A 22,933-nucleotide genomic window follows, 5' to 3' on the forward strand; every position below is an offset into this window, starting at 1 on the left:
TCGTCGGCAGCCGTTGAACCAATTCAGCGAATGCCCCTCTGAGTAAGTGGACTTACTCCACACATCATCGTTTTAGGGCGCTTCTGGCGCCCTTTCTTTTGCCTGAAATATGCCTGCCTGCGCTGAAAATCCTCGCTGAGGCCATAAGCCTACGCAATCTCCTGACAAAGTCTCTCCGCTCTGGCGTGCACTTCTTGGCCACTTCAACGTAAGCTTTGCCCTTCGAGCAAACCGGCCCATCCGCCGCGTGGTTATGCCCTGTGTTCCGCTTTCTGTGAGGTTTTTGAAATGAGCAACCGCCAAGCCGAAATTGCTGCCGCACTCGATGTCGTGCCGCCTTTTGTCGATGAAGCCGCATTGGTCGCGCAAATCAACGCACGCAAGACGTTCATCAAGAACTGTCTGAAAAACTCCGGGCTCAAAGTACTGGTGCTGGGAATCAGTGGTGGCGTGGACTCGCTCACCGCCGGTCGCCTGGCGCAGTTGTCAGTGGAGGAGTTGCGCGCTGAGACCGCCGACAGCGGCTATCGCTTTATTGCCGTGCGCCTGCCACATGGCACGCAACACGATGAGCATGACGCACAAGCCTCGTTGCAGTTCATTCGCGCCGACGAAGAAGACACGGTGAATATTGCTGACAGCGTGCAAGGCCTTGGTGAGCAGGTAACCCATCTGCAAAACCTCAGCGATGCCCGGCGTGATTTTGTCACCGGTAATATCAAGGCACGCATCCGCATGGTGGCTCAGTTCGCCATTGCCAATGCCAACAACGGCTTGGTGATCGGCACCGACCATGCGGCTGAAGCGGTCATGGGGTTCTTTACCAAGTTTGGCGACGGCGCCTGCGATCTGGCACCGCTTTCGGGTCTGGTCAAAGGCCAGGTCAGGGCTATTGCCAGTCATTTAGGCGCGCCGGACCATCTGGTACATAAAGTGCCAACAGCCGATCTTGAGGAGCTTCGTCCGGGCAAACCCGATGAAGAGGCGCATGGCGTTAGCTACGCCGAAATCGACGCGTTTCTGCATGGCCAAGCGGTGCGTGAAGAGGCCTACACGATTATCGTGCGCACCTATGACGCCACTCGTCACAAGCGTGAACTGCCGCTGGCTCCCTGAAACTGAGTTGCATTCATCCGTCAGTTTGATAGCCAAGAAAAAGCCGGGCATTGCCCGGCTTTGCATTTCCCGAAGCCGATTAGGCCCGTGGCAGAGTAACGCCCAACTGGCCTTGGTACTTACCGCCGCGATCTTTGTAAGACACTTCGCACGCTTCATCCGATTGCAGGAACAGCATCTGTGCCACACCTTCGTTGGCGTAGATCTTCGCCGGCAAGGTGGTGGTATTGGAGAATTCCAACGTCACATGCCCTTCCCACTCAGGTTCCAGCGGCGTGACGTTAACGATGATGCCGCAGCGCGCGTAGGTGCTTTTGCCCAGGCAGATGGTCAGCACATCACGCGGAATACGGAAAAACTCCACCGTGCGCGCCAGCGCGAAGGAGTTAGGCGGAATGATGCACACATCGCTTTTCACATCGACGAAGCTTTTCTCGTCGAAATTCTTCGGGTCAACAGTGGCTGAGTTGATGTTGGTAAACACCTTGAACTCATCGGCACAGCGAACGTCGTAGCCGTAGCTGGAAACCCCGAAGGAAATCAGCGGTTGCGCGCCTTCGGCACGCACCTGGCGCTCGACAAAGGGTTCAATCATGCCGTGCTCTTGCGCCATGCGGCGAATCCACTTATCCGATTTGATGCTCATGGCGTGTGTCCTGCTGTAGGCGAAGGGTGAAAAGTGTTCGCATCTTACCGGGGCTGGCTGCCGGGTTCAAAGGCTGTTATGCCCTCGTTGCAGCAGCATTTGATCATTCTATTTATCGATAAATAACAGAAAGATGCACAGAGCATTCGCGCTTCACGACAAAAGCAGGTATGGTGATTCCACTGTGCTGCATGTGTCACCGCGAATCGCTACTTGATGCCTAGATTTCGATCAAACATCGTCCGACTCCTAGTACTCGTTGCACTCAGTCCCGGCCTGGGCTTTTCCAGGGCTGTTATTACTTTTGTTAGGAGACATTCAAATGTCCAATCGTCAAACTGGCACCGTTAAGTGGTTCAACGATGAGAAAGGCTACGGCTTCATCACTCCGCAATCCGGTGACGATCTGTTCGTACACTTCAAAGCTATCCAGAGCGATGGCTTCAAGAGCCTGAAAGAAGGCCAGCAAGTGACTTTCGTGGCCACCCGTGGTCAGAAAGGCATGCAGGCTGAGGAAGTTCAGGTTGTATAACCTGCACTAACCTAGCTTGATAAAGAGCCCCGCCTAGTGCGGGGCTTTTTTATGGCCGCTATTTAAGGTCAAGTACATACCTTGACGGCCACCCAGAGGCAGCCGTCGCGAGGACGCATCAGTCTTCGCTGATCTCAATGCTCGGCATTGCTTGCTGCGCGCCACCCTGAGCGATGCGGGCACCTACGCCACGGGCAATCTCCTGGTAGATCATGGCGATCTGGCTTTCCGGATCAGCAATAGCAGTCGGTTTGCCGCCGTCAGACTGCATGCGAATCGCCATCGACAATGGCAAGGAGGCCAGCAGATCAACACCAAACTGCACGGCCAATTTCTCGCCGCCACCTTCGCCAAACAGGTGCTCAGCATGGCCGCAATTCGAGCAAATGTGCACGGCCATGTTTTCCACCACGCCCAGCACCGGAATATTGACCTTACGGAACATCTCCACGCCTTTTTTGGCATCCAGCAGCGCCAGATCCTGCGGTGTAGTAACGATCACAGCGCCAGCTACCGGCACCTTCTGCGCCAGAGTCAGTTGGATATCGCCGGTGCCTGGCGGCATGTCGACCACCAAATAATCCAGATCATCCCAGGCGGTCTGGGTGATCAGCTGCAGTAGCGCACCGGAGACCATTGGCCCACGCCACACCACCGGGGTGTTCTCGTCAGTGAGAAAAGCCATGGACATGACTTCCACACCATGGGCCTTTAGCGGCACAAACCACTTCTGATCTTTCACGTGCGGGCGTGTGCCTTCCGCAATGCCAAACATGATGCCCTGGCTCGGGCCATAAATATCCGCATCAAGAATGCCGACCTTGGCCCCTTCGCGTGCCAGCGCCAAGGCCAGATTCGCCGCCGTAGTGGATTTGCCCACCCCACCTTTACCGGATGCCACAGCAATCACGTTCTTCACATTGCTCAGCGCCGGCACCTGATCCTGCGCTTTGTGCGCCTCGATCACGCAATCGACCTGCACCTGCGCACGCTCAACACCGTCGAGATTCTCCAGGGCCATCTGCAGCATCTGCGCCCAGCCGCTTTTGAAAAGGCCGGCGGCGTAACCCAATTGCACGCGCACCTTAACCTGCCCACCCTGAATATCCACTTCACGCACACAGCCGGCACTGACCGGGTCCTGATTCAGGTGCGGATCGGTGTATTGGGACAACGCGGCTTCGACTGCTGCTCGGGTAACGACACTCATGCAAGGCTCCGAAAGACTGAGTAAATCAGGCGGGCATCATACCAGCAGAGACAAGCCGGCGGTTTCAAGCAGCAACCCCACCGGCTTTTACCGGTGGCTTATGGCTTGCAGCTTGCTGCTGCTTTATAGTTACCGGCTTCCTTGAGTCACCAGCGCAGTCGATCCCCATGAGCCAAGCCCGCAAGATTCTCGTTACCAGCGCCCTGCCCTACGCCAACGGTTCAATCCACCTTGGCCACATGCTCGAGTACATTCAGACCGACATGTGGGTGCGTTTCCAGAAGCTTCGCGGCAACCAGGCCATCTACGTCTGCGCTGACGATGCGCATGGCTCAGCCATCATGTTGCGCGCCGAGAAAGAAGGCATCACGCCAGAACAGCTGATCGCCAACGTGCAGGCCGAACACACCGCTGACTTCGCCGACTTTAGCGTGGCCTTCGATAACTACCACTCGACTCACTCGGACGAAAACCGCGAGCTGGCGTCTTCGATTTACCTCGCTCTGCGCGACAAGGGCCATATCGCCACCCGTTCGGTGACCCAGTATTTCGACCCTGAAAAGGGCATGTTCCTCGCTGACCGCTTTATCAAAGGCACCTGCCCCAAGTGTGCGGCCGAAGATCAATACGGCGACAACTGCGAAAAATGCGGTGCCACCTACGAGCCGACCGAGCTGAAGAACCCGCGCTCGGCCATCTCTGGCGCGGTGCCGGAGCTGCGTGACTCCAAGCATTTCTTTTTCAAGCTGCCAGACTTCGAGGCCATGCTCAAGCAATGGACCCGCAGCGGCGCACTGCAAGATGCCGTGGCCAACAAAATCGCCGAGTGGCTGGACTCCGGCCTGCAGGAATGGGACATCAGCCGCGATGCGCCGTACTTTGGCTTTGAAATCCCCGATGAGCCGGGCAAGTACTTCTACGTCTGGCTGGACGCACCGATCGGCTATATGGCCAGTTTCAAGAACCTTTGCGCCAAGCGTCCGGAACTCGACTTCGATGCGTTCTGGGGCAAAGACTCCACCGCCGAGCTGTACCACTTTATCGGTAAAGACATCGTCAACTTCCACACCCTGTTCTGGCCCGCCATGCTCGAAGGCGCGGGCTACCGCAAGCCGACCGCTGTGGCAGTACACGGTTACCTGACCGTCAACGGGCAGAAGATGTCCAAGTCGCGCGGCACCTTTATCAAGGCGCGTACTTACCTCGACCATCTGAACCCCGAGTACCTGCGCTACTACTACGCGGCCAAACTGGGCCGTGGCGTGGATGACCTCGACCTGAACCTGGAAGACTTCGTACAGAAGGTCAATTCGGATCTGGTCGGCAAGGTGGTCAACATCGCCAGCCGCTGCGCCGGGTTTATCCACAAAGGCAACAATGGCCTGCTGGTGGCCGGTAATGCCGCACCCGAACTGACCGACGCCTTCCAAGCGGCTGCCCCGAGCATCGCTGAAGCCTATGAAGCGCGCGATTTTGCCCGCGCCATGCGCGAAATCATGGCCCTGGCCGACCGTGCCAACGCCTGGATCGCCGATAAAGCGCCCTGGTCGCTGAACAAGGTTGAAGGCAAGCAAGACGAAGTGCAGGCCATCTGTGCGCTGGGCATCAACCTGTTCCGCCAGCTGGTGATTTTCTTGAAGCCGGTGCTGCCGCAACTGGCCAGCGATGCCGAGGCGTTCCTCAATGTCGCGCCATTGACGTGGGATGACCACCAAACGCTGCTGGCCAATCACCCATTGAATCCTTTCAACGCCCTGCTGACCCGTATCGAGCCTGCGAAAATTGAAGCCATGATCGAAGCCTCCAAAGAAGACCTCGCCGCCAGCGAAGCCGCCCCTGTTGCAGCGGGCAATGGCGAGCTGACGAAAGACCCACTGGCCGCCGAAATCGCCTTTGACGCATTCGCTGCAGTAGACCTGCGCATTGCGCTGATCGAAAAATGCGAGTTCGTCGAAGGTGCTGACAAGCTGCTGCGCCTGACTTTGGATATTGGCGACGCCAAGCGCAACGTGTTCAGCGGCATCAAGAGCGCCTACCCAGACCCAAGCAAACTGGAAGGCCGCCTGACCTTGTGCGTGGCGAATCTGGCAGCGCGCAAAATGAAATTCGGCGTGAGTGAAGGTATGGTTCTGGCGGCCGGCCCCGGTGGCGAGGAAATCTACCTGCTCAGCCCGGACAGCGGTGCCAAACCGGGTCAGCGCGTTAAGTAAACCTGAGACCCGATAGCACAGTCGGCCAGCTTTGGCTGCGCTAGCCTTATCGCAACACCTCAGGATGGCTGATCCAGCTTGTATGGCTGGATCGGCTTACCGATAATAGCCACCCCTTTCCTGCGGCCTTTGCCCGTCCATCAATGGAACCCGCAATGACCGAACTCGCCTTGATCATGGTCAGCGCCATCCTGGTTAACAACTTCGTGTTGGTCCAGTTCCTTGGCTTGTGCCCCTTCATGGGTGTTTCGAAGAAAATCGAAACCGCCATCGGCCTGTCGTTGGCCACCACCTTCGTGCTGACACTTGCCGCCATGTGCAGCTACCTGGTGCAGCAGTACGTGTTGAAGCCCTTGGACATCGAATACCTGCGCACCATCAGCTTTATTCTGGTGATTGCAGTCGTGGTGCAGTTCACCGAAATGGTGGTTAACAAGACCAGCCCGCTGCTCTACCGCGTGCTGGGCATCTTCTTGCCGCTGATCACCACCAACTGCATCGTGCTGGGCGTGGCGCTGCTGAATGCCAACAAGGCTGAGTTCACCTTCATCACCGCCACCGCCAACGGTTTTGCTGCTGGCCTTGGCTTTTCTCTGGTGTTGGTGCTGTTTGCGGCCATGCGTGAACGCATTGCGATTGCCGACGTGCCAAAATCCTTCCAAGGCGCAGCCATTGGCATGATCACCGCAGGGCTGATGTCCCTGGCGTTTATGGGCTTTACCGGGCTGATCAAGCTATGAGTCTGGTGCTGATTGCGGTGCTTGCCCTGCTCGCTCTGTGCCTGGTGGCCGGGGCCATTCTCGGTTTCGCCGCGGTGCGCTTCAAAGTCGAAGGCAACCCGATTGCCGAGCAAATCAACGCACTGCTGCCGCAAACCCAGTGCGGCCAGTGCGGCTATCCGGGCTGCAAGCCTTACGCCGAGGCGATTGCCGGCGGCGACAAAATCAACAAGTGCCCACCCGGCGGCGAAGCGACCATTCAAGCGCTGGCCGACCTGCTGGATGTCGAGCCTGAACCGCTGGACGCCGTCGAAGGCGAAAAACCGCAAATGGTCGCCTACATTCGCGAAGCAGAGTGCATCGGCTGCACCAAATGCATCCAGGCCTGCCCGGTGGACGCCATCGTTGGCGCGGCCAAGCAGATGCACACCGTGATCGTCAGCGAGTGCACGGGCTGCGATTTGTGCGTCGAGCCGTGCCCGGTGGACTGCATCGACATGATCGAAGTGGGCAGCAACCTGCAGAGCTGGAAATGGGAAAAACCGCTGTCGGCTGGCCAGTTGATTGCCACTGATCGGGAGCACGCGGCATGACAGCACTGCCCAAAACCGAAGGGCTGATCTGGGACATTCCCGGCGGTATTCACCCGGCCGAATGCAAGGAATTATCCAACCGCGTGGCGATTCAGCCAGCGCCCTTACCCGTACAGCTGATTTTGCCGCTGGGCCAGCATATAGGCGCGGCAGCAGAGCCTTTGGTTAGCCTCGGTGAGCGTGTACTCAAGGGCCAACAGATTGCCGCGGCCAATGGTTTTGTCAGCGTACCGCTGCACGCGCCAACCTCTGGCACAGTGAGCTTTATCGGCCCGCAGCCTTACCCGCATGTATCCGGGATGCTCGCGCCGGCCATCGTCATTGAAACGGACGGCCTTGAGCAGTGGTGCCCGCTTGAGCCCTGCCCTGACTATCGCCACCTTGATCACGGCGAATTGATTGAGCGGATCCGGCAGGCTGGCATCAGCGGCCTGGGCGGAGCAGGCTTTCCGACTGCGGTGAAACTCAACGCGCGGCCGACGCAAAAAATCCACACCCTGATCATCAACGGCACCGAGTGCGAGCCTTACATCACCGCCGACGACCTGTTGATGCGCGAGCGAGCCGCCGAGCTGATCAGCGGCATCGACATTCTGGTGCAACTGATCCAGCCGGATCAGGTGTTGATTGGTATCGAGGACAACAAACCTGAAGCCGTCGCTGCGGTGCGCCTTGCGCTGAGCGAACGCAGCTATCAGTTGAAAGTTTTCCCCACCAAGTATCCGTCCGGTGGCGAGAAGCAGCTGATCCAGATTCTGACTGGCGTGGAAGTCCCCAGCGGTGGCCTGCCGGCAGACATAGGCATGCTCTGCCAGAATGTCGGCACGTGCGTGGCCATTCACGACGCCATCATCCATGGTAAACCGCTGATTTCGCGCATCACCACGCTCACCGGCGAAGCCCTGGCCAAACCGATGAACGTTGAGGTGCTGCTCGGCACCCCGGTGGGCGAACTGCTGGAGTTTGCTGGCCTCGACCCCAGCAAGCTGAACCGGCTGATCATGGGCGGCCCGATGATGGGCTTTACCCTGCCTGACATGGCCGTGCCGGTGATCAAAACCACCAATTGCCTGTTGGCATCCACCACAGCCGAGCTGCCGCCACCGCCACCGGCCATGCCCTGCATTCGCTGTGGCGAGTGCGCCGAGGCTTGCCCAGCCAGCCTGCTGCCGCAGCAACTGCACTTCTTCGCCATGGGCCAGGAGCACGAGCAACTCAAGGCGCACAACCTGTTCGACTGCATCGAATGCGGTGCCTGCGCCTATGTCTGCCCGTCGAGCATTCCGTTGGTGCAGTACTACCGCGCCGCCAAGGCGGAAATTCGCGACCTGGAACAAAAGCAGCTCAAGGCCGAACATTCCAAGCAACGCTTCGAGCAACGCCAGGAGCGCCTGCGCCGCGCCGAAGAACAGAAAGAAGCCGAACGCCAAGCCCGCGCTGCCAAAGCGGCGCAAGCCAAAGCCGCTCAGGCTCAAGCGGCAGCCAGCCCAGAGAGCAGCGAGAGCGCTGTCGTCAAACCAGCCGGGTTAACTGATGAGCTGAAGAAACTCAAGATCGAAGCCAGCATGGCGCAGGTCGCACTGAAAAAGGCCGAGAAACAAGTGGCGGCTCACGCCACTGCGGAGTTGCAGGCGCAGGTCGATGAATTGCGCCTCGCCGCCGCAGCGGCACAACAAGCACTCGACACCGCCACAGCGGCTAATCCGCCTGCCCCAGCGGTGGTTGCCGATGACGGCACGCTGAAAAAAGCCAAGATCGACGCTGCCATGCTCCGCGCGCAGGTGCGCAAGCTGGAAAAACTCGAAGCCCCGAGCGCCGAGCAGCAAAGCGAACTCAGCCAACTGCGCAGCCAACTCGACGCCGCTGAAAAACTGCTGGCCAGCTTCGACAGTGCACCAGCCCCGACTGCGGCTAAAGCACCCGCCGATGACAGCGCGCTGAAAAAAGCCAAGATCGACGCCGCCATGCTCCGTGCGCAGGTGCGCAAGCTGGAAAAACTCGAAGCCCCGAGCGCCGAGCAGCAAAGCGAACTAACGCAACTGCGCAGCCAACTCGATGCCGCTGAAAAGCTGCTCGCCAGCCTCGACAGTCCAACAGCAACGCCCACAAAGACGCCTGCGGCAGAAGCCCCTGATCCGCTGAAAAAAGCCAAGATCGAACTGGCGATGAAGCGTGCTGAGCTGAAGAAAGCTGAGAAAGCCGGCAGCGATGAGGCCACTCTGAATGGCCTGCGCGAGGCCTTAGCGGCAGCCGAGCAGGCGCTGCTTCAAGCAGAAGAAGCCTCCGGTAAGCCCGTGCCAGAGCTGGTGCGCACCGACAAGCAGCCGATCGATGAAACCACCCGCGCCTTGAAAACGGAGGTGGCCTTTGCCCGCGCTGATCTGCGCAAGCTGGAACGTGATGAAAATGCCGCACCCGATGCTCTCGAGCAGGCCCGTGTGCGCCTAGCCGATGCCGAACAGAAACTGAGCGAACACCAGACGTAGCCCGGATGCAATCCGGGACAGCGCCCCCGGTTCGCGGCAACACATGGCGCCAAGAATTCCCCCGGATTGCACCCGGGCTACAGAAAAGCGCGTGGCGCGATAACGCCATGCACAGCAAGACAATCGACCGGAGCGCCAATGGCCCTGCCACGTATCACATCGCCCCACGCCAAGGGCAGCAACCGCACCCAGCAGGTGATGCTGCAGGTATTGCTGGCCACCGTGCCGGGCATCCTGGCCCTAACTTGGCTATTCGGCGCAGGCACGCTGATCAACCTGTTGTGGGCCAGTGCCTGCGCGCTGGGTTTTGAAGCGGCCATCCTGGCGCTGCGCAAACGCCCCGTGCTGTTCTATATCAAGGACTACAGCGTGTTGGTCACGGCGGTGTTGCTGGCCTTGGCGCTGCCGCCCTACTCGCCGTGGTGGCTGACCCTGGTGGCCACCGGCTTTGCCGTGGTGTTCGGCAAACAGTTGTATGGCGGCCTCGGACAAAACCCGTTCAACCCGGCCATGCTCGGCTACGTGGTGGTGCTCATCTCCTTCCCGGTGGAAATGACCAGTTGGCCAGCGCCGCATACGGTTGGCCTACTCGAAGGCGTGCAACAGATTTTCGGCATCGCCAACCTGCCCGATGGCTGGGCACAGGCCACGGCATTGGATGCCCTCAAGGTTAATAAGAGCCTGACCATGGACGAGCTGTGGGCGCAAAACCCGGCGTTCGGCTACCTGGGCGGAGCCGCCACGGAGGCGGTCAACCTGGCCTTCCTCGCCGGTGGTCTGTACCTGCTGCACAAACGCCTGTTCACCTGGCATGCGCCGGTGGGCATGCTCGCGGGCCTGGCGGTGATGAGCCTGTTGTTCTGGAACGGCTCGGGTTCAGACTCCAATGGTTCGCCGCTGTTTCACCTGCTCACTGGCGCGACCATGCTCGGTGCGTTCTTTATCGTCACGGACCCGGTCAGCGGCGCCACCAGTAACCTGGGCCGTTTGATTTTCGGTATCGGTGTCGGAGTGTTGGTCTACGTAATTCGCGCCTGGGGCGGCTACCCGGACGGCGTCGCGTTCGCCGTGTTGTTGATGAACCTGGCCGCGCCGACCATCGACTACTACACACGGCCGCGCACCTACGGTCATCGCAAGCCGACACGCGGCTTCAAGTTGGGAGAGTAACCGTGGCCCTGCCTGAAATTAGCCGCTCCATGCTGAAAAACGCCTTGGTGCTTGGGCTGTTTGCAATTGCTACCGTTGGGTCGGTTGCGATACTGCAACAAGCCACAGCAGAGCGCATCGCCAAAGCTGAGCGCGAAGCACAGGTGCGCGCCCTCAGCGAAATCCTGCCGCAAGGCAGTTATGACAACCACCTGCTGGACAACAGCCTCGAACTGCATGACCCGCTGCTGGGCAGTAAAGCGCCACAAACGGCCTATATCGCCCTGAAAGATGACCAACCCAGTGCCATCATCCTGCGCGCCACCGCGTCAGACGGTTACAGCGGGGCTATCCATCTACTCATCGGCATTCAGGCCAACGGTCAACTGGCCGGCGTGCGCGTGCTCAGTCACAAGGAAACACCGGGGTTGGGTGACAAGATCGAACTGGCCAAGAGCGTCTGGATACGGAGCTTCGAAGGCAAGTCACTGAGCAATCCCAGCGAAGAGGGCTGGGCGGTGAAGAAGGATCGCGGCGAGTTCGACCAGTTTGCCGGCGCCACCATCACACCGCGTGCCGTGGTCAAGGCTGTGCACAAGGCCCTGCAATTTTTCGACGCTAACCGGCAACAGTTGTTTGCCCAGCAGGTGAAGTCCAATGGCTAGTCCCAGCTACCGCGAAATCACCCTTAACGGGCTGTGGAAAAACAACCCGGCGCTGGTGCAGCTGCTTGGCCTTTGTCCGCTGCTGGGCGTCAGTAACTCGGCGGTCAACGCATTGGGCTTGGCGCTGGCCAGCGCCGTGGTACTGATCTGCTCCAACACGGTGGTGTCGCTCGCGCGTGGCGTGGTCAACACCGCCGTGCGCCTGCCCGCGTTTGTGATGATCATTGCCGCCCTGACCACCTGTATCGAACTGCTGATGCAGGCCTTCACCTACGAGCTGTACCAGATTCTTGGCATTTTTATCCCGCTGATCACCACCAACTGCGTCATCCTCGGCCGCGCTGACGGCTTTGCCGCAAAGAACGACCCAGCCCGTGCCGCCTATGACGGCTTGATGATGGGGCTGGGTTTTGGCGTGGTGCTAGTAATGATTGGAGCGCTGCGCGAGCTGTTCGGCACCGGCGCGGTGTTTGCCAATATGCACCTGCTGTTCGGCCCCATAGCCGCCAACTGGCAGCTGACACTCATCCCTGAGTACAAAGGCTTTCTGCTGGCCATCCTGCCGCCGGGTGCTTTTATCGTCTTGGGCCTGCTGATTGCCGGTAAGAACCGCATCGACGAAGCCGTGGCTGAACACGCCAAGGCGCAACAGGTTGAAGCCCCCGTGCAGAGCCGTCGCGTACGCGTTACTGGAGTGATCGAGTGAACGCCGCCAAGCGCTATGAAATCTTCCGCCGCCTGCACGAAGACAACCCCGAGCCCAAGACCGAACTGGCCTACAGCACGCCGTTTGAACTGCTGGTCGCGGTAACGCTCTCTGCTCAGGCCACCGACGTCAGCGTCAACAAGGCCACGGCCAAGCTGTTCCCAGTGGCCAACACCCCGGAGGCAATTTACGCCCTGGGCGTCGAGGGGCTGAGCGAATACATCAAGACCATCGGCTTGTACAACAGCAAGGCGAAGAACGTCATCGAAGCCTGCCGTATCCTGATCGAGAAGCACGGCAGCCAGGTGCCGGACAACCGCGAAGACCTTGAAGCCCTCCCCGGCGTGGGCCGCAAGACCGCCAACGTGGTGCTCAACACCGCGTTTCGCCAGTTGGCGATGGCCGTGGACACGCACATTTTCCGCGTCAGCAACCGCACCGGCATCGCCCCTGGCAAGAACGTGCTGGAGGTGGAAAAGAAGTTGATGAAGTTCGTGCCCAAGGAATTTCTCCTCGACTCGCACCACTGGCTGATCCTGCACGGCCGCTATGTGTGTCAGGCACGTAAGCCGCGTTGTGGCAGTTGTCGCATCGAGGATTTGTGTGAATTCAAGGGCAAGACTTCAGACGATTGATTCGCCAGCTACTCTCTCTATCAGCTGATTGAAAAAATCTTTTTTACCCGCCCCTTGTTTGCCGTTATAAGGTGCGCAAATGGCCGTGCTGGCCTGGAGTGAAATTGATGAGCACCGATAAAGAAGAACTCGAGCTGGACGAAGACTTTGTTGCCGAAGACGCTGACGATGGCGATACCCCGGTTGAGGTGGCGAAAACCAACCTGACCAAGCGTCGCATCATCGACAACTTCCTCGAAGAGCGTCGTTTGCACAAACAACTCTCCGAATACGACTTCGATTTATAGCCCGATAGCTGATACCACCAAAGCCCCGCGCCTATGCGGGGCTTCGCATGTAAGCGTGATCAGTCTTTGCGCGAAGGCGACAACAACTCGATCTTGTAGCCGTCCGGATCTTCAACAAATGCCAGGATGCTGGTGCCGTGCTTCATCGGCCCTGGCTCACGGGTGATTTTGCCGCCACGCGTGCGAATGTCTTCGCAGGCCTTATAAACATCGGCGACTTCCAGCGCGATATGGCCATAGCCGGTGCCGAGCTCGTAACTGTTAACCCCCCAGTTATGGGTCAGTTCGATCACGCTGTTGTGTGCCTCATCACCGTAGCCAACAAACGCCAGGGTGAATTGCCCTTCCGGGTAGTCCTTGCGCCGCAGCAGGGTCATGCCCAGCACTTCGGTGTAAAAGGCGATGGATTTGTCCATATCGCCGACGCGCAGCATGGTGTGCAGCAGTCTCATCTGTTCTCTCCTCATCACTGGCCCGATTACACGGACCTATAAATGCAAACCCCGGCTTATGGCCGGGGCTTGGTAGGCTCAGACGCTGAGTCTATCAGAGCATCTTGCGCCCTTTACCCGCCGCGATGCGCATGCGCAGTGCATTGAGTTTGATAAAGCCGCCAGCGTCGGCCTGGTTGTAGGCGCCGCCGTCTTCTTCAAAGGTGGCGATATTGGCGTCGAACAGCGAATCATCGGACTTACGGCCGGTGATGATGACGTTGCCTTTATACAACTTCATGCGCACCACGCCGTTCACGTTAGCCTGGGAGGCGTCAATCATCTGCTGAAGCATCAGACGCTCTGGGCTCCACCAGAAACCGTTGTAGATCAGGCTGGCATATTTCGGCATCAACTCGTCTTTCAGGTGAGCGACTTCGCGGTCCAGCGTGATCGATTCAATGGCGCGGTGGCCTTTGAGCATGATGGTGCCGCCGGGCGTCTCGTAGCAGCCACGGGACTTCATGCCAACAAAACGGTTTTCGACGATATCCAGACGACCGATGCCGTTTTCGCCGCCGATGCGGTTGAGTTCAGCCAGTACGGTGGCGGGGCTCATTTCCTTGCCGTCGATGGCAACGATGTCGCCCTTGCGGTAAGTCAGCTCGATGTAGGTTGGTGCATCAGGCGCTGCCTCAGGGGAGACAGTCCATTTCCACATATCTTCTTCGTGCTCGGTCCAGGTGTCTTCCAGCACGCCGCCTTCATAGGAAATGTGCAGCAGGTTGGCATCCATGGAGTACGGCGACTTCTTCTTGCCATGACGCTCGATTGGGATGGCGTGCTTCTCGGCGTAGTCCATCAGCTTCTCACGCGAGAGCAGGTCCCACTCACGCCATGGGGCGATGACTTTAACGCCAGGCTTGAGCGCGTAGGCACCCAGCTCGAAACGCACTTGGTCGTTACCTTTGCCAGTGGCACCGTGAGAAATGGCGTCGGCACCGGTTTCGTTGGCGATTTCGATCAAACGCTTGGCGATCAGCGGACGAGCGATGGACGTGCCCAGCAGGTACTCGCCTTCGTAAACGGTGTTGGCACGGAACATCGGGTAAACGAAATCGCGGACGAACTCTTCGCGCAGGTCGTCGATGTAGATTTCCTTAACGCCCATGGCCTGGGCCTTGGCGCGGGCCGGCTCAACTTCCTCACCTTGGCCAAGGTCAGCGGTGAAGGTCACCACTTCGCAGTTATAGGTGTCTTGCAGCCACTTGAGGATCACGGAAGTGTCCAGGCCACCGGAATATGCCAGGACTACCTTGTTTACGTCGGCCATGCCATCAACTCCACGGGGTTGTGCGGGAAAACCCGTGATTCTACTGACCTAAGCGCTTGATTTACAGAGGCGCGACAGCTTGTGACGACCAGGCGACGGCCGAAAGTTGAGCATCCGGACGGATTTAACCCCTAAGAGGTGGCCGCAGGCGCGGCCGGAGCAGGCGCAGTCTCAGGTGCCTCGGGCACGTCAGCCTGCGGAACGCGCTCCAAGAGGATGGTCACGCGGCGGTTTTTGGCCCGATTGGGTTCACTGGTGTTCGGCGCTAAGGGATAACGCTCACCGTGAAAGCGCATAACGATTTGCTCGGCAGCAATACCGCTGGCTTTTAAGTACTCCATGACCGCCAACGCGCGGCGACGGGAAAGATCACGATTGGTCAGACGATTACCGCTGTTATCGGCATGACCATCGAGTTGAATACGATTGACGCTGGGATCGGCCTTGAGAAAGTCCAGCAGAATCTCAAGTTTGGCCATCGCCAGCGGGTCGAGCACCACACCACCGCCCGGAAAGCCAACCTCACTTTTACGAATTTGATCGAAATTCACCGGCAACAATTTAGCCGTACACGCCAAATAGTCGTTGTAAGCCTTGTTAAAACGCGCGGGCAGTAAACGCACTTCAATCGCCTGCCCGCCCATGGCTGTGCGGTGGCGCACCAGGGGGCTGCGCCCCTCAAGCAGGCCAGTCAACAAGCGCGTGCCTTGCTCTTGCGTGCTGTTGAACAGCACCTCAGCAGGCTGCACAGCTACTGAGCCGAGGTTTATGTCACCGCGCTGCGATTGCCACGGTGCAGCGGCGGCCAATAAGGTGGCATTGCCGGCAGCCAACCAACGTTCACGTGCTTTGAGGCTGAAAGTCACCTGCTCACCGGCACGCCGGACAAATACACCAGCGCCAAAATCAGTCACAGGTTGCGACAAACGACACTCGAACTGATCCCCCTCCACTTGCCACTCAATCTTCTCCAGACGCGTCTGGAAACTGATGGCAAAAACGGACTGGCTTGCCAGTAGGCAAAGCACCGCGAGTGGATAGGGTCGCACGACAAGCTCCAGGGAATACGGCTTACACAGTGTCTATCGGTGCAAGAAGACAAAACTTGAGCACGCACAACGCCTGCATGCCACCTATCTGCGCAGAGCGCCTGCAACAGGGCGCCGCTAAATCCACAACCGCGCTTTCAGGATGCTGCGCAGGCCCTTTTCCGGTAGCATTCGCACCACGTTTTGCCCGCCTGGAAGCCACCATGACTGACCGCCTTACCCTGCTGCGTCCTGACGACTGGCACATTCACCTGCGTGACGGTGGCCTGCTGCCACACACCGTAGCCGACGTAGCCCGCACCTTCGGCCGCGCCATCATCATGCCCAATCTGGTGCCGCCAGTACGCAATGCCAGCGATGCTCAAGCCTATCGCCAGCGCATTCTTGATGCCCGCCCGGCCGGCAGTCGTTTTGAGCCGCTGATGGTGCTGTACCTCACTGACGTGACGTCGCCTGAAGATGTCCGCAGCGCCATGGCCACCGGCTTTGTGCATGCTGCCAAGCTCTATCCGGCCGGTGCCACGACCAACTCTGATTCTGGCGTCACCAACATCGACAAGATTTTTCCGGTGCTGGAAACCATGGCCGAAGTCGGCATGCCGTTGCTGGTTCACGGTGAAGTGACGCGCAGTGAGATCGATGTTTTTGATCGCGAAAAAGCCTTTATCGACGAGCACCTGACCCGTGTCGTCGAGCGTTTCCCAACCCTGAAAGTGGTGTTTGAACACATCACCACCCGTGATGCTGTGCAGTTTGTGCAGGGTGCCGCGGCTAACGTGGGCGCGACCATCACCGCCCATCACCTGCTGTACAACCGCAACCACATGCTGGTCGGTGGCATTCGCCCGCACTTCTATTGCCTGCCGATTCTCAAACGCAACACCCATCAGGACGCCTTGCTGGATGCCGCCACCAGCGGCCACGCCAAGTTCTTCCTCGGCACCGATTCCGCACCGCATGCCCGTCACGCCAAGGAATCCGCCTGCGGCTGCGCCGGGTGCTACACCGCCTACGCCGCCATCGAGCTGTATGCCGAGGCCTTCGAGCAACGCAACGCGCTGGATAAACTGGAAGCTTTCGCCAGCCTCAACGGTGCCGATTTCTATGGCATGCCACGGCACACCGACACCATCACCTTGGTGCGTGAAGACTGGACTGCACCGGCCAGCCTGCCATTGGGCGAGCAAACCGTAATCCCGCTGCGCGCCGGTGAAACCTTGCGCTGGCGTCTGCTGGAGAGCCAAGCGTGAGTGAAGACCTGTACGACGACGAACCGGAAAACACCGGCCATTCAGGCCCGCGCCACCCAATGGCGGCTCGCTTTCGCGGTTACTTGCCGGTTGTTGTGGACGTAGAAACCGGTGGCTTCAACTGCGCCACCGATGCGCTGCTGGAAATCGCCGCCACCACCATTGGTATGGATGAAGGCGGTTTTCTCTACCCTGAGCACACCTACTTCTTTCGTGTCGAACCCTTTGCCGGTGCCAACATTGAACAGGCGGCGCTGGATTTCACCGGCATCAAGCTGGATCACCCGCTGCGCATGGCCGTGACGGAAGAGCACGCACTGACGGAAATTTTCCGTGGCCTGCGCAAATCGCTCAAAGCCAACAGTTGCAAACGCGCCATTCTGGTCGGTCACAACAGCAGCTTTGACCTAGGCTTTCTCAATGCCGCAGTGACGCGTACCGGCATTAAGCGCAATCCGTTCCACCCCTTCTCCAGCTTTGACACCGCCACTTTGGCGGGCCTTGCCTATGGCCAAACCGTGTTGGCCAAAGCCTGCCAGGCGGCGGACATCGACTTTGATGGTAAAGAAGCGCACTCGGCCCGTTACGACACCGAAAAAACCGCCGAGCTGTTCTGCGGCATCGTCAATCGGTGGAAAGAAATGGGTGGCTGGATGGATTTCGACCACTGAGGCTGGGCTAAAACGCTACCGGATTTCATCCAGACTGCCTTTGCTTCGTTGATCTGTAGCCGATAAAAAACGCCGCGATTCCTATGGGAATCGCGGCGTTTTTGTTAGTGCATCGGTTGGGTCGGGCGGCGTTCCGTTGAGACGCGCAGCGCCGACCCACATACATTGTGTTGCAACGGCCCGGATCAACTCCGGGCCATTGCGTCAGCTCAAGCGCTTTGCGCCAGGTCCATCAACTCGCGATTGGCCACAGCGTACATGGCGTAATCGGTGTTGGTGGCTGCACGCAGTTCACCCAGCATGATCTTCCAGCGATCCACTAGACGGCGGTGCTGATCCAGCCACACAGCGGCGCGCTCTTCGATATCCGCCGGGCCTTCGGCCATTTGCAGCACCGACACGGTGATGGCGCGCTGCTGCCAATCCAGGTCATCACGGAAGGCTTCACGGGCCAGCGCCTGCCAGTTGTTTTCCACTGGCAAGCTGGTGATTTGCTGCAGATACCACGACAACTCTAGCGAACCGCCAATGGCGAAGTACGCCGCTGCAACTCGATCCGGCTCCTGACCCGTGACGTCCGAGGCTTCGATAATCGGCAGCAGGGTATACAGGTGGCTGGTACCAGCCACCACACGCGCCAACTCTTCCGGCACACCGGCCTCGACGTAACCTTGGTAACGCGCCAGCCATTGTTCGCGGGCCGGGCCTTCAAGCAATTGGTCCAGGCGGCCGACCAGCGCTTCAATACGCGGCGCGAAATGCGCCACATCACGAGCAGCGTCCAACTCATTGCGGCGGCTGCGCAGGAACCAACGCGTCGCGCGGCGACCCAGGCGCATCAGTTCATCCATCAACTGCAGTTGCAGCTCGGCAGGCACCTTGTAGTCCAGCGCTTCGATCTGCTGCCACCAGTGCGGCAGACGGAACAGATCCCGCACAATCACATAGGCACCGGCCACATTGGCCGCGCTCATGCCGGTGGACTCCTTCAAGCGTTGCACAAAGGTGATGCCCATGTGGTTGACCAGATCGTTGGCGATCTGCGTGCTGACGATTTCGCGCTTGAGGCGGTGACGACGCATCGGCTCACCGAACTTCTTCGCCAGCAACGGCGGGAAGGCGGTTTCCATCTCACGGGCCAGGTACTCGTCATCCGGGACCAGGGATTTGAGCAGCGACTCCTTGAGATCGATTTTGCTGTACGAAATCAGCACAGCAAGCTCCGGCCGAGTCAGGCCCTGGCCATTGGCCGCGCGCTCATTGAGTTCGTCGTCGGTGGGCAGGAACTCCAGAGCACGGTCCAGCTTACCGGCCGCCTCCAGGGCATTCATCAAGCGCTTGTACTCACTGACCCGCTCGCGGGCGCGGCGCTCAGCCAGCGACAACGCCTGGGTCTGCTTGTAGTTGTTACCCAGCACCAGCCCGCCAACGGCGTCGGTCATTTCCACCAGCAACTTGTTGCGCTGCTTGCCGGTCATGTCTCCAGCACCGACGATTTCGCCGAGCAGGATCTTGATGTTTACCTCGTGGTCGGAGCAGTCCACGCCACCGGCATTGTCGATAAAGTCGGTGTTGCTCTTGCCGCCACTGAGGCCGTACTCAACGCGACCCAGCTGGGTCATGCCCAAGTTACCGCCCTCACCCACTACTTTGGCGCGCAGTTCGCAGCCATCCACCCGCAGCAGGTCGTTGGCCTTATCGCCCACATCGGCGTGGCTTTCCTTGCTGGATTTGACGTAGGTGCCGATACCACCGTTCCACAGCAAATCAACTGGTGCTTTGAGCAAGGCGTTGAGCAGTTCGGTCGGTGCCAGCTTGTCGGCGCTGATGTCAAAACGTTCTTTCATCTGCGCGCTGATGGCGATGCTCTTGGCGCTACGCAGGAAAATCCCACCGCCTTCGGAGATCAGCTTGGCGTCGTAATCGGCCCAACTGGAGCGCGGCAGATCGAACAGACGCTGACGCTCAACAAAGCTCTTGGCCGCATCCGGGTTGGGGTCGATAAAGATGTGCATGTGGTTGAAGGCCGCGACCAGTTGCAGGCTCTCCGACAACAGCAGGCCGTTACCGAATACGTCACCGGCCATGTCACCAATGCCAATCACCGTGACGTTGTCTTTTTGCACATCAATGCCGCATTCGCGGAAGTGACGCTGCACCGAGACCCAGCCGCCTTTGGCGGTAATGCCCATGCCTTTGTGGTCATAACCGGCCGAACCGCCCGAGGCGAACGCATCGTCCAGCCAGAAACCGTATTCGGCGGCAATACCGTTGGCGATGTCAGAGAAGGTCGCGGTGCCTTTGTCAGCCGCCACCACCAGATACGGATCATCGGCATCGTGACGCACGACGCTCTGCGGCGGCACCACAGCACCGTCTTTTAAGTTGTCGGTGATATCCAGCAAACCGCTGATAAAAATGCGGTAGCAGGCAATACCCTCGGCCAGCACGTCATCACGCGAGCCGCCGAGCGGCAGACGCCGCGGGATAAAGCCGCCCTTGGCGCCCATAGGCACGATTACCGCGTTCTTCACCTGCTGCGCCTTGACCAGGCCCAGCACTTCGGTGCGGAAGTCTTCCTCGCGGTCAGACCAGCGCAGACCACCACGCGCCACATCGCCAAAGCGCAGGTGCACGCCTTCAACGCGCGGCGAGTAGACGAAGATTTCAAACTTCGGCGTGGGCCGTGGAATATCCGGAATCGCCCGAGGGTTGAGCTTGAAGCTGAAGTAGCTCTTCGGCGCTCCGCTGGCATCGTTCTGGTAGAAGTTGGTGCGCAGGGTGGCTTTGATCAGGTCCAGGTAGCGACGCAGGATGCGGTCTTCGTTGAGCACCGCCACGTTATCCAGCGCAGCGAGAATCGCCTGCTCAAGCTTCTGCTGCTTGGCGTCCAGATCATCCGCGCTGAGCTTGCGAGCCAGGTAGAAGCGGGTTTTGAACAGACGCACCAGCTCTTTGGCGATGTCAGCGTGGTTGACCAGGGTGCTGGCGATGTAGCTCAGGTCAAAACCCAGGCGAATTTGCTTGAGGTAACGGGCGTAAGCACGCAGCAACGCCACATCGCGCCACGGCATGGCCGCCATCAACACCAAACGGTTAAAGGCATCGTTCTCTGCCGCACCACCGACGATGCTGACGAAAGCACCCTGCAAGGTGTCGTTGAGTTGCTGGATGTCCACATCCAGGCCTTCGGCATAGGTGAAGGCGAAGTCATGAATCCAGAACTCACGGCCATCGGCGCGGCGCAGTTTGTAAGGGAACTCGCCAAGGACGCGCAGGCCGAGGTTTTCCAGAATCGGCAGCACATCCGACAGCGGCAGCGGCGTGTCAGCGTGGTAGAGCTTGCAATGCAACTGCTGGCCCGCCTGGGTCAGCGGCTGGTAGAAGCTCATCACCAACTGGCGTTCGTTATTCAGGCTAAGCAGGTGCTGCATGTCCACCACCGCCGAATGCGGGGCGAAACGCTCGCGGTAACCGGCCGGGAAGCCGCCGGGGAATTCGCTCAGCACTTCAGTGCCCTGGGCCTCGCCTAGGCTCTCGACCATCAGGCTGGTGTAGTCGTCTTTCCACGAACGGCAGGCCTGGATGACCTCCTTCTCCAGACGCAGCGGATCAAGCTGCACGCGCTTGGCCGGGTCAACCTTGAGAATGAACTGCACCCGCGCCAATACCGACTCGGAGAAGAACGTCCAGAACTCACAATCAGTGGCCTGCAGACGCTCCATCAGCACCTGCTGGATCTTCATACGGGTTTCGGTGGAATACACATCGCGCGGCACATAGGCCAGGCAGTAGCAGAAACGTCCATAGGGGTCACGGCGCAGGAACACGCGGATTTTGTTGCGTTCTTGGATCTGCACGATGGCCAGGGTGGTGTTAAACAGCTCATCCACCGGGGTCTGGAACAAGTCGTCGCGCGGCAACACTTCCAGAACTTGCGACAGTTCTTTGCCCAAGTGCGCACTGCTCTCAAAGCCAGAGCGCTGCTTGATCACCGCCACCTTGCGGCGGATAAACGGAATGTTCCACACGCTCTCGGCGTACACCGCCGAGGTGTACAGGCCCATAAAGCGGCATTCCTTAATGACTCGGCCCTTGGCGTCCAGTTCGCGGATCGACACCAAGTCTGGGTAGGCCGGACGGTGCACGCGGCTCGGCACTGCGGCCTTGGCAAAGGACAACAACTGCGGCTCACGCAGGTAGGCCACTGCTTCTGGCTCGATGTGCAAGTCATCCGCCTTGAGCCCGCTGCGCAGGCGCTTGGACAGGCCCAGCAGGGACTTCTCGTCATAAACCATGCTGCCGCCTGTGGCGCTGTCAGCAACAGTGAACTCTTCATAACCGAGGAAGGTGAAGTGGTCGTCGAGCAACCATTCCATGAATACTTTGATTTCGTCCAACTCAGCGCCGTCAACCTGAATGCCAGCTTGGCTTGGTTTGACGTTGCCCAGCCAGGTCAGCAGTTCCTTGGCTTTGGCTTTCATCGGCTGGAAGTCCGCCACGCTCAAGCGCACGTCGCTGAAGACTTCGAGCAGGGCTTTTTGCAGTACCTTCAATTCACCGGCATTCGAGCAGCGGTCAATTTCCAGGAACATCAACGCTTCCTGCTGTACATCCTTGCCGTGCGCGCCTTTAGGCAGGACTTCCTGCAGCTCGCCAGATTTTTTGCGGCGCACGCTGAACACGCTGTTTTGCAAGGTATGAATGCTATAACCACGGCGGTTCAGCTCCATACGCACCGAGTCGACCAGAAACGGAATGTCGCTGTGCAGAATTTCCACGGCGGTGTGGGTGGACTGCCAGCCGTGTTTTTCGTAATCGGGGTTGAACACACGAACTTCAGGCTGGCTTGGCTTGAAATGCTCAAGCAACCGCCACGAGGACAGGGTGCACCCGACCAGATCGGATAGCCGACGCTGGGTCAGCTCTTCGAGCGCGATGATGCCGAAGAATTGCTCGGCGAACAGGGCTACTTGTGGCAGAGCCTGTTCGCTGACGTGCTGCGCCAGGGCCGTTTGCAGGTGATGCTGAAAATCGGCTTTGCTGGCCGCCGTAAAGAACGCCATGGGTGTACTCCGTTTGGCTTGTTATTCGTCTGGTGACTCGATTGGCCGTTGCGAGTAATGACCGTCGCCACAACCTTGTTGTTCAACGTTAGTCTAGGAGGCCGCGATTGCATTAAAGTGGCCGCCACATAACTCTGGCGAAATCCAAGACTCGCCGGTCACATTTATCGAGTGAGCTT

The 22,933-nt window shown here is 59.0% G+C and carries 19 protein-coding genes; 13 read left to right on the forward strand and 6 right to left on the reverse strand.

The genetic code is table 11. The features are described 5' to 3' along the window. The first annotated feature begins 288 nt into the window (after nt 1-288). Nucleotides 289-1,116: an ammonia-dependent NAD(+) synthetase gene (gene nadE / locus AUK77_RS10055; RefSeq protein WP_296129026.1), complete on the forward strand. Its 828-nt coding sequence runs from the start codon at nt 289-291 to the stop codon at nt 1,114-1,116. Between the two features lie 79 nt (nt 1,117-1,195). Here the strand turns inward: nadE and dcd are convergent, their stop codons facing one another. Next, a complete protein-coding gene (gene dcd / locus AUK77_RS10060; protein ID WP_296129028.1) occupies nt 1,196-1,762 on the reverse strand; it encodes a dCTP deaminase in 567 nt (188 codons plus the stop codon). A 322-nt stretch (nt 1,763-2,084) separates the two neighbouring features. Between dcd and AUK77_RS10065 the strand changes: the two genes are divergently transcribed. Then, the gene (locus AUK77_RS10065; RefSeq protein ID WP_004423761.1) at nt 2,085-2,294 is read left to right on the forward strand and encodes a cold-shock protein; all 210 of its coding nucleotides are present in this window, start codon (nt 2,085-2,087) and stop codon (nt 2,292-2,294) included. 118 nt (nt 2,295-2,412) lie between these two features. Here AUK77_RS10065 and apbC read toward each other — a convergent pair whose 3' ends face one another. Then, complete coding sequence (gene apbC, locus AUK77_RS10070) at nt 2,413-3,504, reverse strand: iron-sulfur cluster carrier protein ApbC (RefSeq protein WP_296129030.1); 1,092 nt, start codon at nt 3,502-3,504, stop codon at nt 2,413-2,415. 167 nt (nt 3,505-3,671) lie between these two features. On the opposite strand from apbC, the gene metG reads away from it, so the two are divergent. The 9 genes from metG (at nt 3,672) to AUK77_RS10115 (ending at nt 12,954) form a co-directional block, all read left to right on the forward strand. Then, entirely contained in the window at nt 3,672-5,714 is a 2,043-nt protein-coding gene (metG, locus tag AUK77_RS10075) for a methionine--tRNA ligase (RefSeq protein ID WP_296129033.1), read from the forward strand. A gap of 155 nt (nt 5,715-5,869) precedes the next feature. Further along, nucleotides 5,870-6,454, forward strand: coding sequence for an electron transport complex subunit RsxA (gene rsxA, locus AUK77_RS10080; protein ID WP_090252381.1), 585 nt, complete (start codon nt 5,870-5,872; stop codon nt 6,452-6,454). Then, nucleotides 6,451-7,026 carry an electron transport complex subunit RsxB gene (gene rsxB / locus AUK77_RS10085; protein WP_296129035.1) on the forward strand — a complete coding sequence of 192 codons (576 nt, stop codon included), beginning with the start codon at nt 6,451-6,453 and terminating at the stop codon, nt 7,024-7,026. The genes rsxA and rsxB overlap by 4 nt, the downstream gene beginning before the upstream one ends. Next, on the forward strand, nt 7,023-9,512 hold the full coding sequence (gene rsxC / locus AUK77_RS10090; RefSeq protein WP_296129038.1) for an electron transport complex subunit RsxC: 2,490 nt from the start codon (nt 7,023-7,025) through the stop codon (nt 9,510-9,512). Before rsxB ends, rsxC begins: the two co-directional genes overlap by 4 nt. 138 nt (nt 9,513-9,650) lie before the next feature. Continuing rightward, nucleotides 9,651-10,682: an RnfABCDGE type electron transport complex subunit D gene (locus tag AUK77_RS10095; RefSeq protein ID WP_296129041.1), complete on the forward strand. Its 1,032-nt coding sequence runs from the start codon at nt 9,651-9,653 to the stop codon at nt 10,680-10,682. A gap of 29 nt (nt 10,683-10,711) precedes the next feature. Next, nucleotides 10,712-11,326 (forward strand): electron transport complex subunit RsxG, encoded by a 615-nt coding sequence (gene rsxG / locus AUK77_RS10100; RefSeq protein ID WP_296129378.1) that lies wholly within the window; start codon nt 10,712-10,714, stop codon nt 11,324-11,326. Continuing rightward, the gene (locus AUK77_RS10105; protein ID WP_296129044.1) at nt 11,319-12,032 is read left to right on the forward strand and encodes an electron transport complex subunit E; all 714 of its coding nucleotides are present in this window, start codon (nt 11,319-11,321) and stop codon (nt 12,030-12,032) included. Before rsxG ends, AUK77_RS10105 begins: the two co-directional genes overlap by 8 nt. Beyond that, complete coding sequence (gene nth, locus AUK77_RS10110; RefSeq protein ID WP_296129046.1) at nt 12,029-12,667, forward strand: endonuclease III; 639 nt, start codon at nt 12,029-12,031, stop codon at nt 12,665-12,667. Before AUK77_RS10105 ends, nth begins: the two co-directional genes overlap by 4 nt. A gap of 107 nt (nt 12,668-12,774) precedes the next feature. Beyond that, complete coding sequence (locus AUK77_RS10115) at nt 12,775-12,954, forward strand: PA3496 family putative envelope integrity protein (RefSeq protein WP_296129049.1); 180 nt, start codon at nt 12,775-12,777, stop codon at nt 12,952-12,954. Nucleotides 12,955-13,013: 59 nt separating this feature from the next. Here AUK77_RS10115 and gloA read toward each other — a convergent pair whose 3' ends face one another. The 3 genes from gloA to AUK77_RS10130 all read right to left on the reverse strand — a co-directional run bounded on the left by gloA (nt 13,014) and on the right by AUK77_RS10130 (nt 15,767). Continuing rightward, a complete protein-coding gene (gloA, locus tag AUK77_RS10120; RefSeq protein WP_296129052.1) occupies nt 13,014-13,406 on the reverse strand; it encodes a lactoylglutathione lyase in 393 nt (130 codons plus the stop codon). Between the two features lie 94 nt (nt 13,407-13,500). After that, entirely contained in the window at nt 13,501-14,718 is a 1,218-nt protein-coding gene (locus AUK77_RS10125) for an argininosuccinate synthase (RefSeq protein WP_275963156.1), read from the reverse strand. 131 nt (nt 14,719-14,849) lie between these two features. Next, nucleotides 14,850-15,767 carry an OmpA family protein gene (locus tag AUK77_RS10130; protein ID WP_296129055.1) on the reverse strand — a complete coding sequence of 306 codons (918 nt, stop codon included), beginning with the start codon at nt 15,765-15,767 and terminating at the stop codon, nt 14,850-14,852. A gap of 203 nt (nt 15,768-15,970) precedes the next feature. Here AUK77_RS10130 and pyrC point away from each other — a divergent pair, with 203 nt between their 5' ends. Together pyrC and rnt are read left to right on the forward strand one after the other, a co-directional pair. Then, nucleotides 15,971-17,017, forward strand: a complete 1,047-nt coding sequence (gene pyrC / locus AUK77_RS10135) for a dihydroorotase (protein ID WP_296129057.1) — start codon at nt 15,971-15,973, stop codon at nt 17,015-17,017. Then, a complete protein-coding gene (gene rnt / locus AUK77_RS10140) occupies nt 17,014-17,688 on the forward strand; it encodes a ribonuclease T (protein ID WP_296129060.1) in 675 nt (224 codons plus the stop codon). The genes pyrC and rnt overlap by 4 nt, the downstream gene beginning before the upstream one ends. Nucleotides 17,689-17,897: 209 nt before the next feature. Here the strand turns inward: rnt and AUK77_RS10145 are convergent, their stop codons facing one another. Beyond that, nucleotides 17,898-22,754 (reverse strand): NAD-glutamate dehydrogenase, encoded by a 4,857-nt coding sequence (locus AUK77_RS10145; RefSeq protein WP_296129063.1) that lies wholly within the window; start codon nt 22,752-22,754, stop codon nt 17,898-17,900. Between the last annotated feature and the right edge of the window lie 179 nt (nt 22,755-22,933).

This window comes from Pseudomonas sp. Ga0074129, from assembly GCA_001465025.1.
Taxonomy (GTDB): Bacteria; Pseudomonadota; Gammaproteobacteria; order Pseudomonadales; family Pseudomonadaceae; genus Aquipseudomonas.

Excerpts from the sequence above, each read along its gene's own strand:
- rsxG (WP_296129378.1), top strand. The coding sequence starts at position 10,712 with ATGCTGAAAAACGCCTTGGTGCTTGGGCTGTTTGCAATTGCTACCGTT.
- AUK77_RS10105 (WP_296129044.1), top strand. The coding sequence starts at position 11,319 with ATGGCTAGTCCCAGCTACCGCGAAATCACCCTTAACGGGCTGTGGAAA.
- dcd (WP_296129028.1), bottom strand. The coding sequence starts at position 1,762 with ATGAGCATCAAATCGGATAAGTGGATTCGCCGCATGGCGCAAGAGCAC.
- rsxB (WP_296129035.1), top strand. The coding sequence starts at position 6,451 with ATGAGTCTGGTGCTGATTGCGGTGCTTGCCCTGCTCGCTCTGTGCCTG.
- rsxA (WP_090252381.1), top strand. The coding sequence starts at position 5,870 with ATGACCGAACTCGCCTTGATCATGGTCAGCGCCATCCTGGTTAACAAC.
- AUK77_RS10115 (WP_296129049.1), top strand. The coding sequence starts at position 12,775 with ATGAGCACCGATAAAGAAGAACTCGAGCTGGACGAAGACTTTGTTGCC.
- nadE (WP_296129026.1), top strand. The coding sequence starts at position 289 with ATGAGCAACCGCCAAGCCGAAATTGCTGCCGCACTCGATGTCGTGCCG.
- metG (WP_296129033.1), top strand. The coding sequence starts at position 3,672 with ATGAGCCAAGCCCGCAAGATTCTCGTTACCAGCGCCCTGCCCTACGCC.
- AUK77_RS10095 (WP_296129041.1), top strand. The coding sequence starts at position 9,651 with ATGGCCCTGCCACGTATCACATCGCCCCACGCCAAGGGCAGCAACCGC.
- gloA (WP_296129052.1), bottom strand. The coding sequence starts at position 13,406 with ATGAGACTGCTGCACACCATGCTGCGCGTCGGCGATATGGACAAATCC.
- apbC (WP_296129030.1), bottom strand. The coding sequence starts at position 3,504 with ATGAGTGTCGTTACCCGAGCAGCAGTCGAAGCCGCGTTGTCCCAATAC.
- rsxC (WP_296129038.1), top strand. The coding sequence starts at position 7,023 with ATGACAGCACTGCCCAAAACCGAAGGGCTGATCTGGGACATTCCCGGC.
- AUK77_RS10065 (WP_004423761.1), top strand. The coding sequence starts at position 2,085 with ATGTCCAATCGTCAAACTGGCACCGTTAAGTGGTTCAACGATGAGAAA.
- AUK77_RS10125 (WP_275963156.1), bottom strand. The coding sequence starts at position 14,718 with ATGGCCGACGTAAACAAGGTAGTCCTGGCATATTCCGGTGGCCTGGAC.
- AUK77_RS10145 (WP_296129063.1), bottom strand. The coding sequence starts at position 22,754 with ATGGCGTTCTTTACGGCGGCCAGCAAAGCCGATTTTCAGCATCACCTG.
- pyrC (WP_296129057.1), top strand. The coding sequence starts at position 15,971 with ATGACTGACCGCCTTACCCTGCTGCGTCCTGACGACTGGCACATTCAC.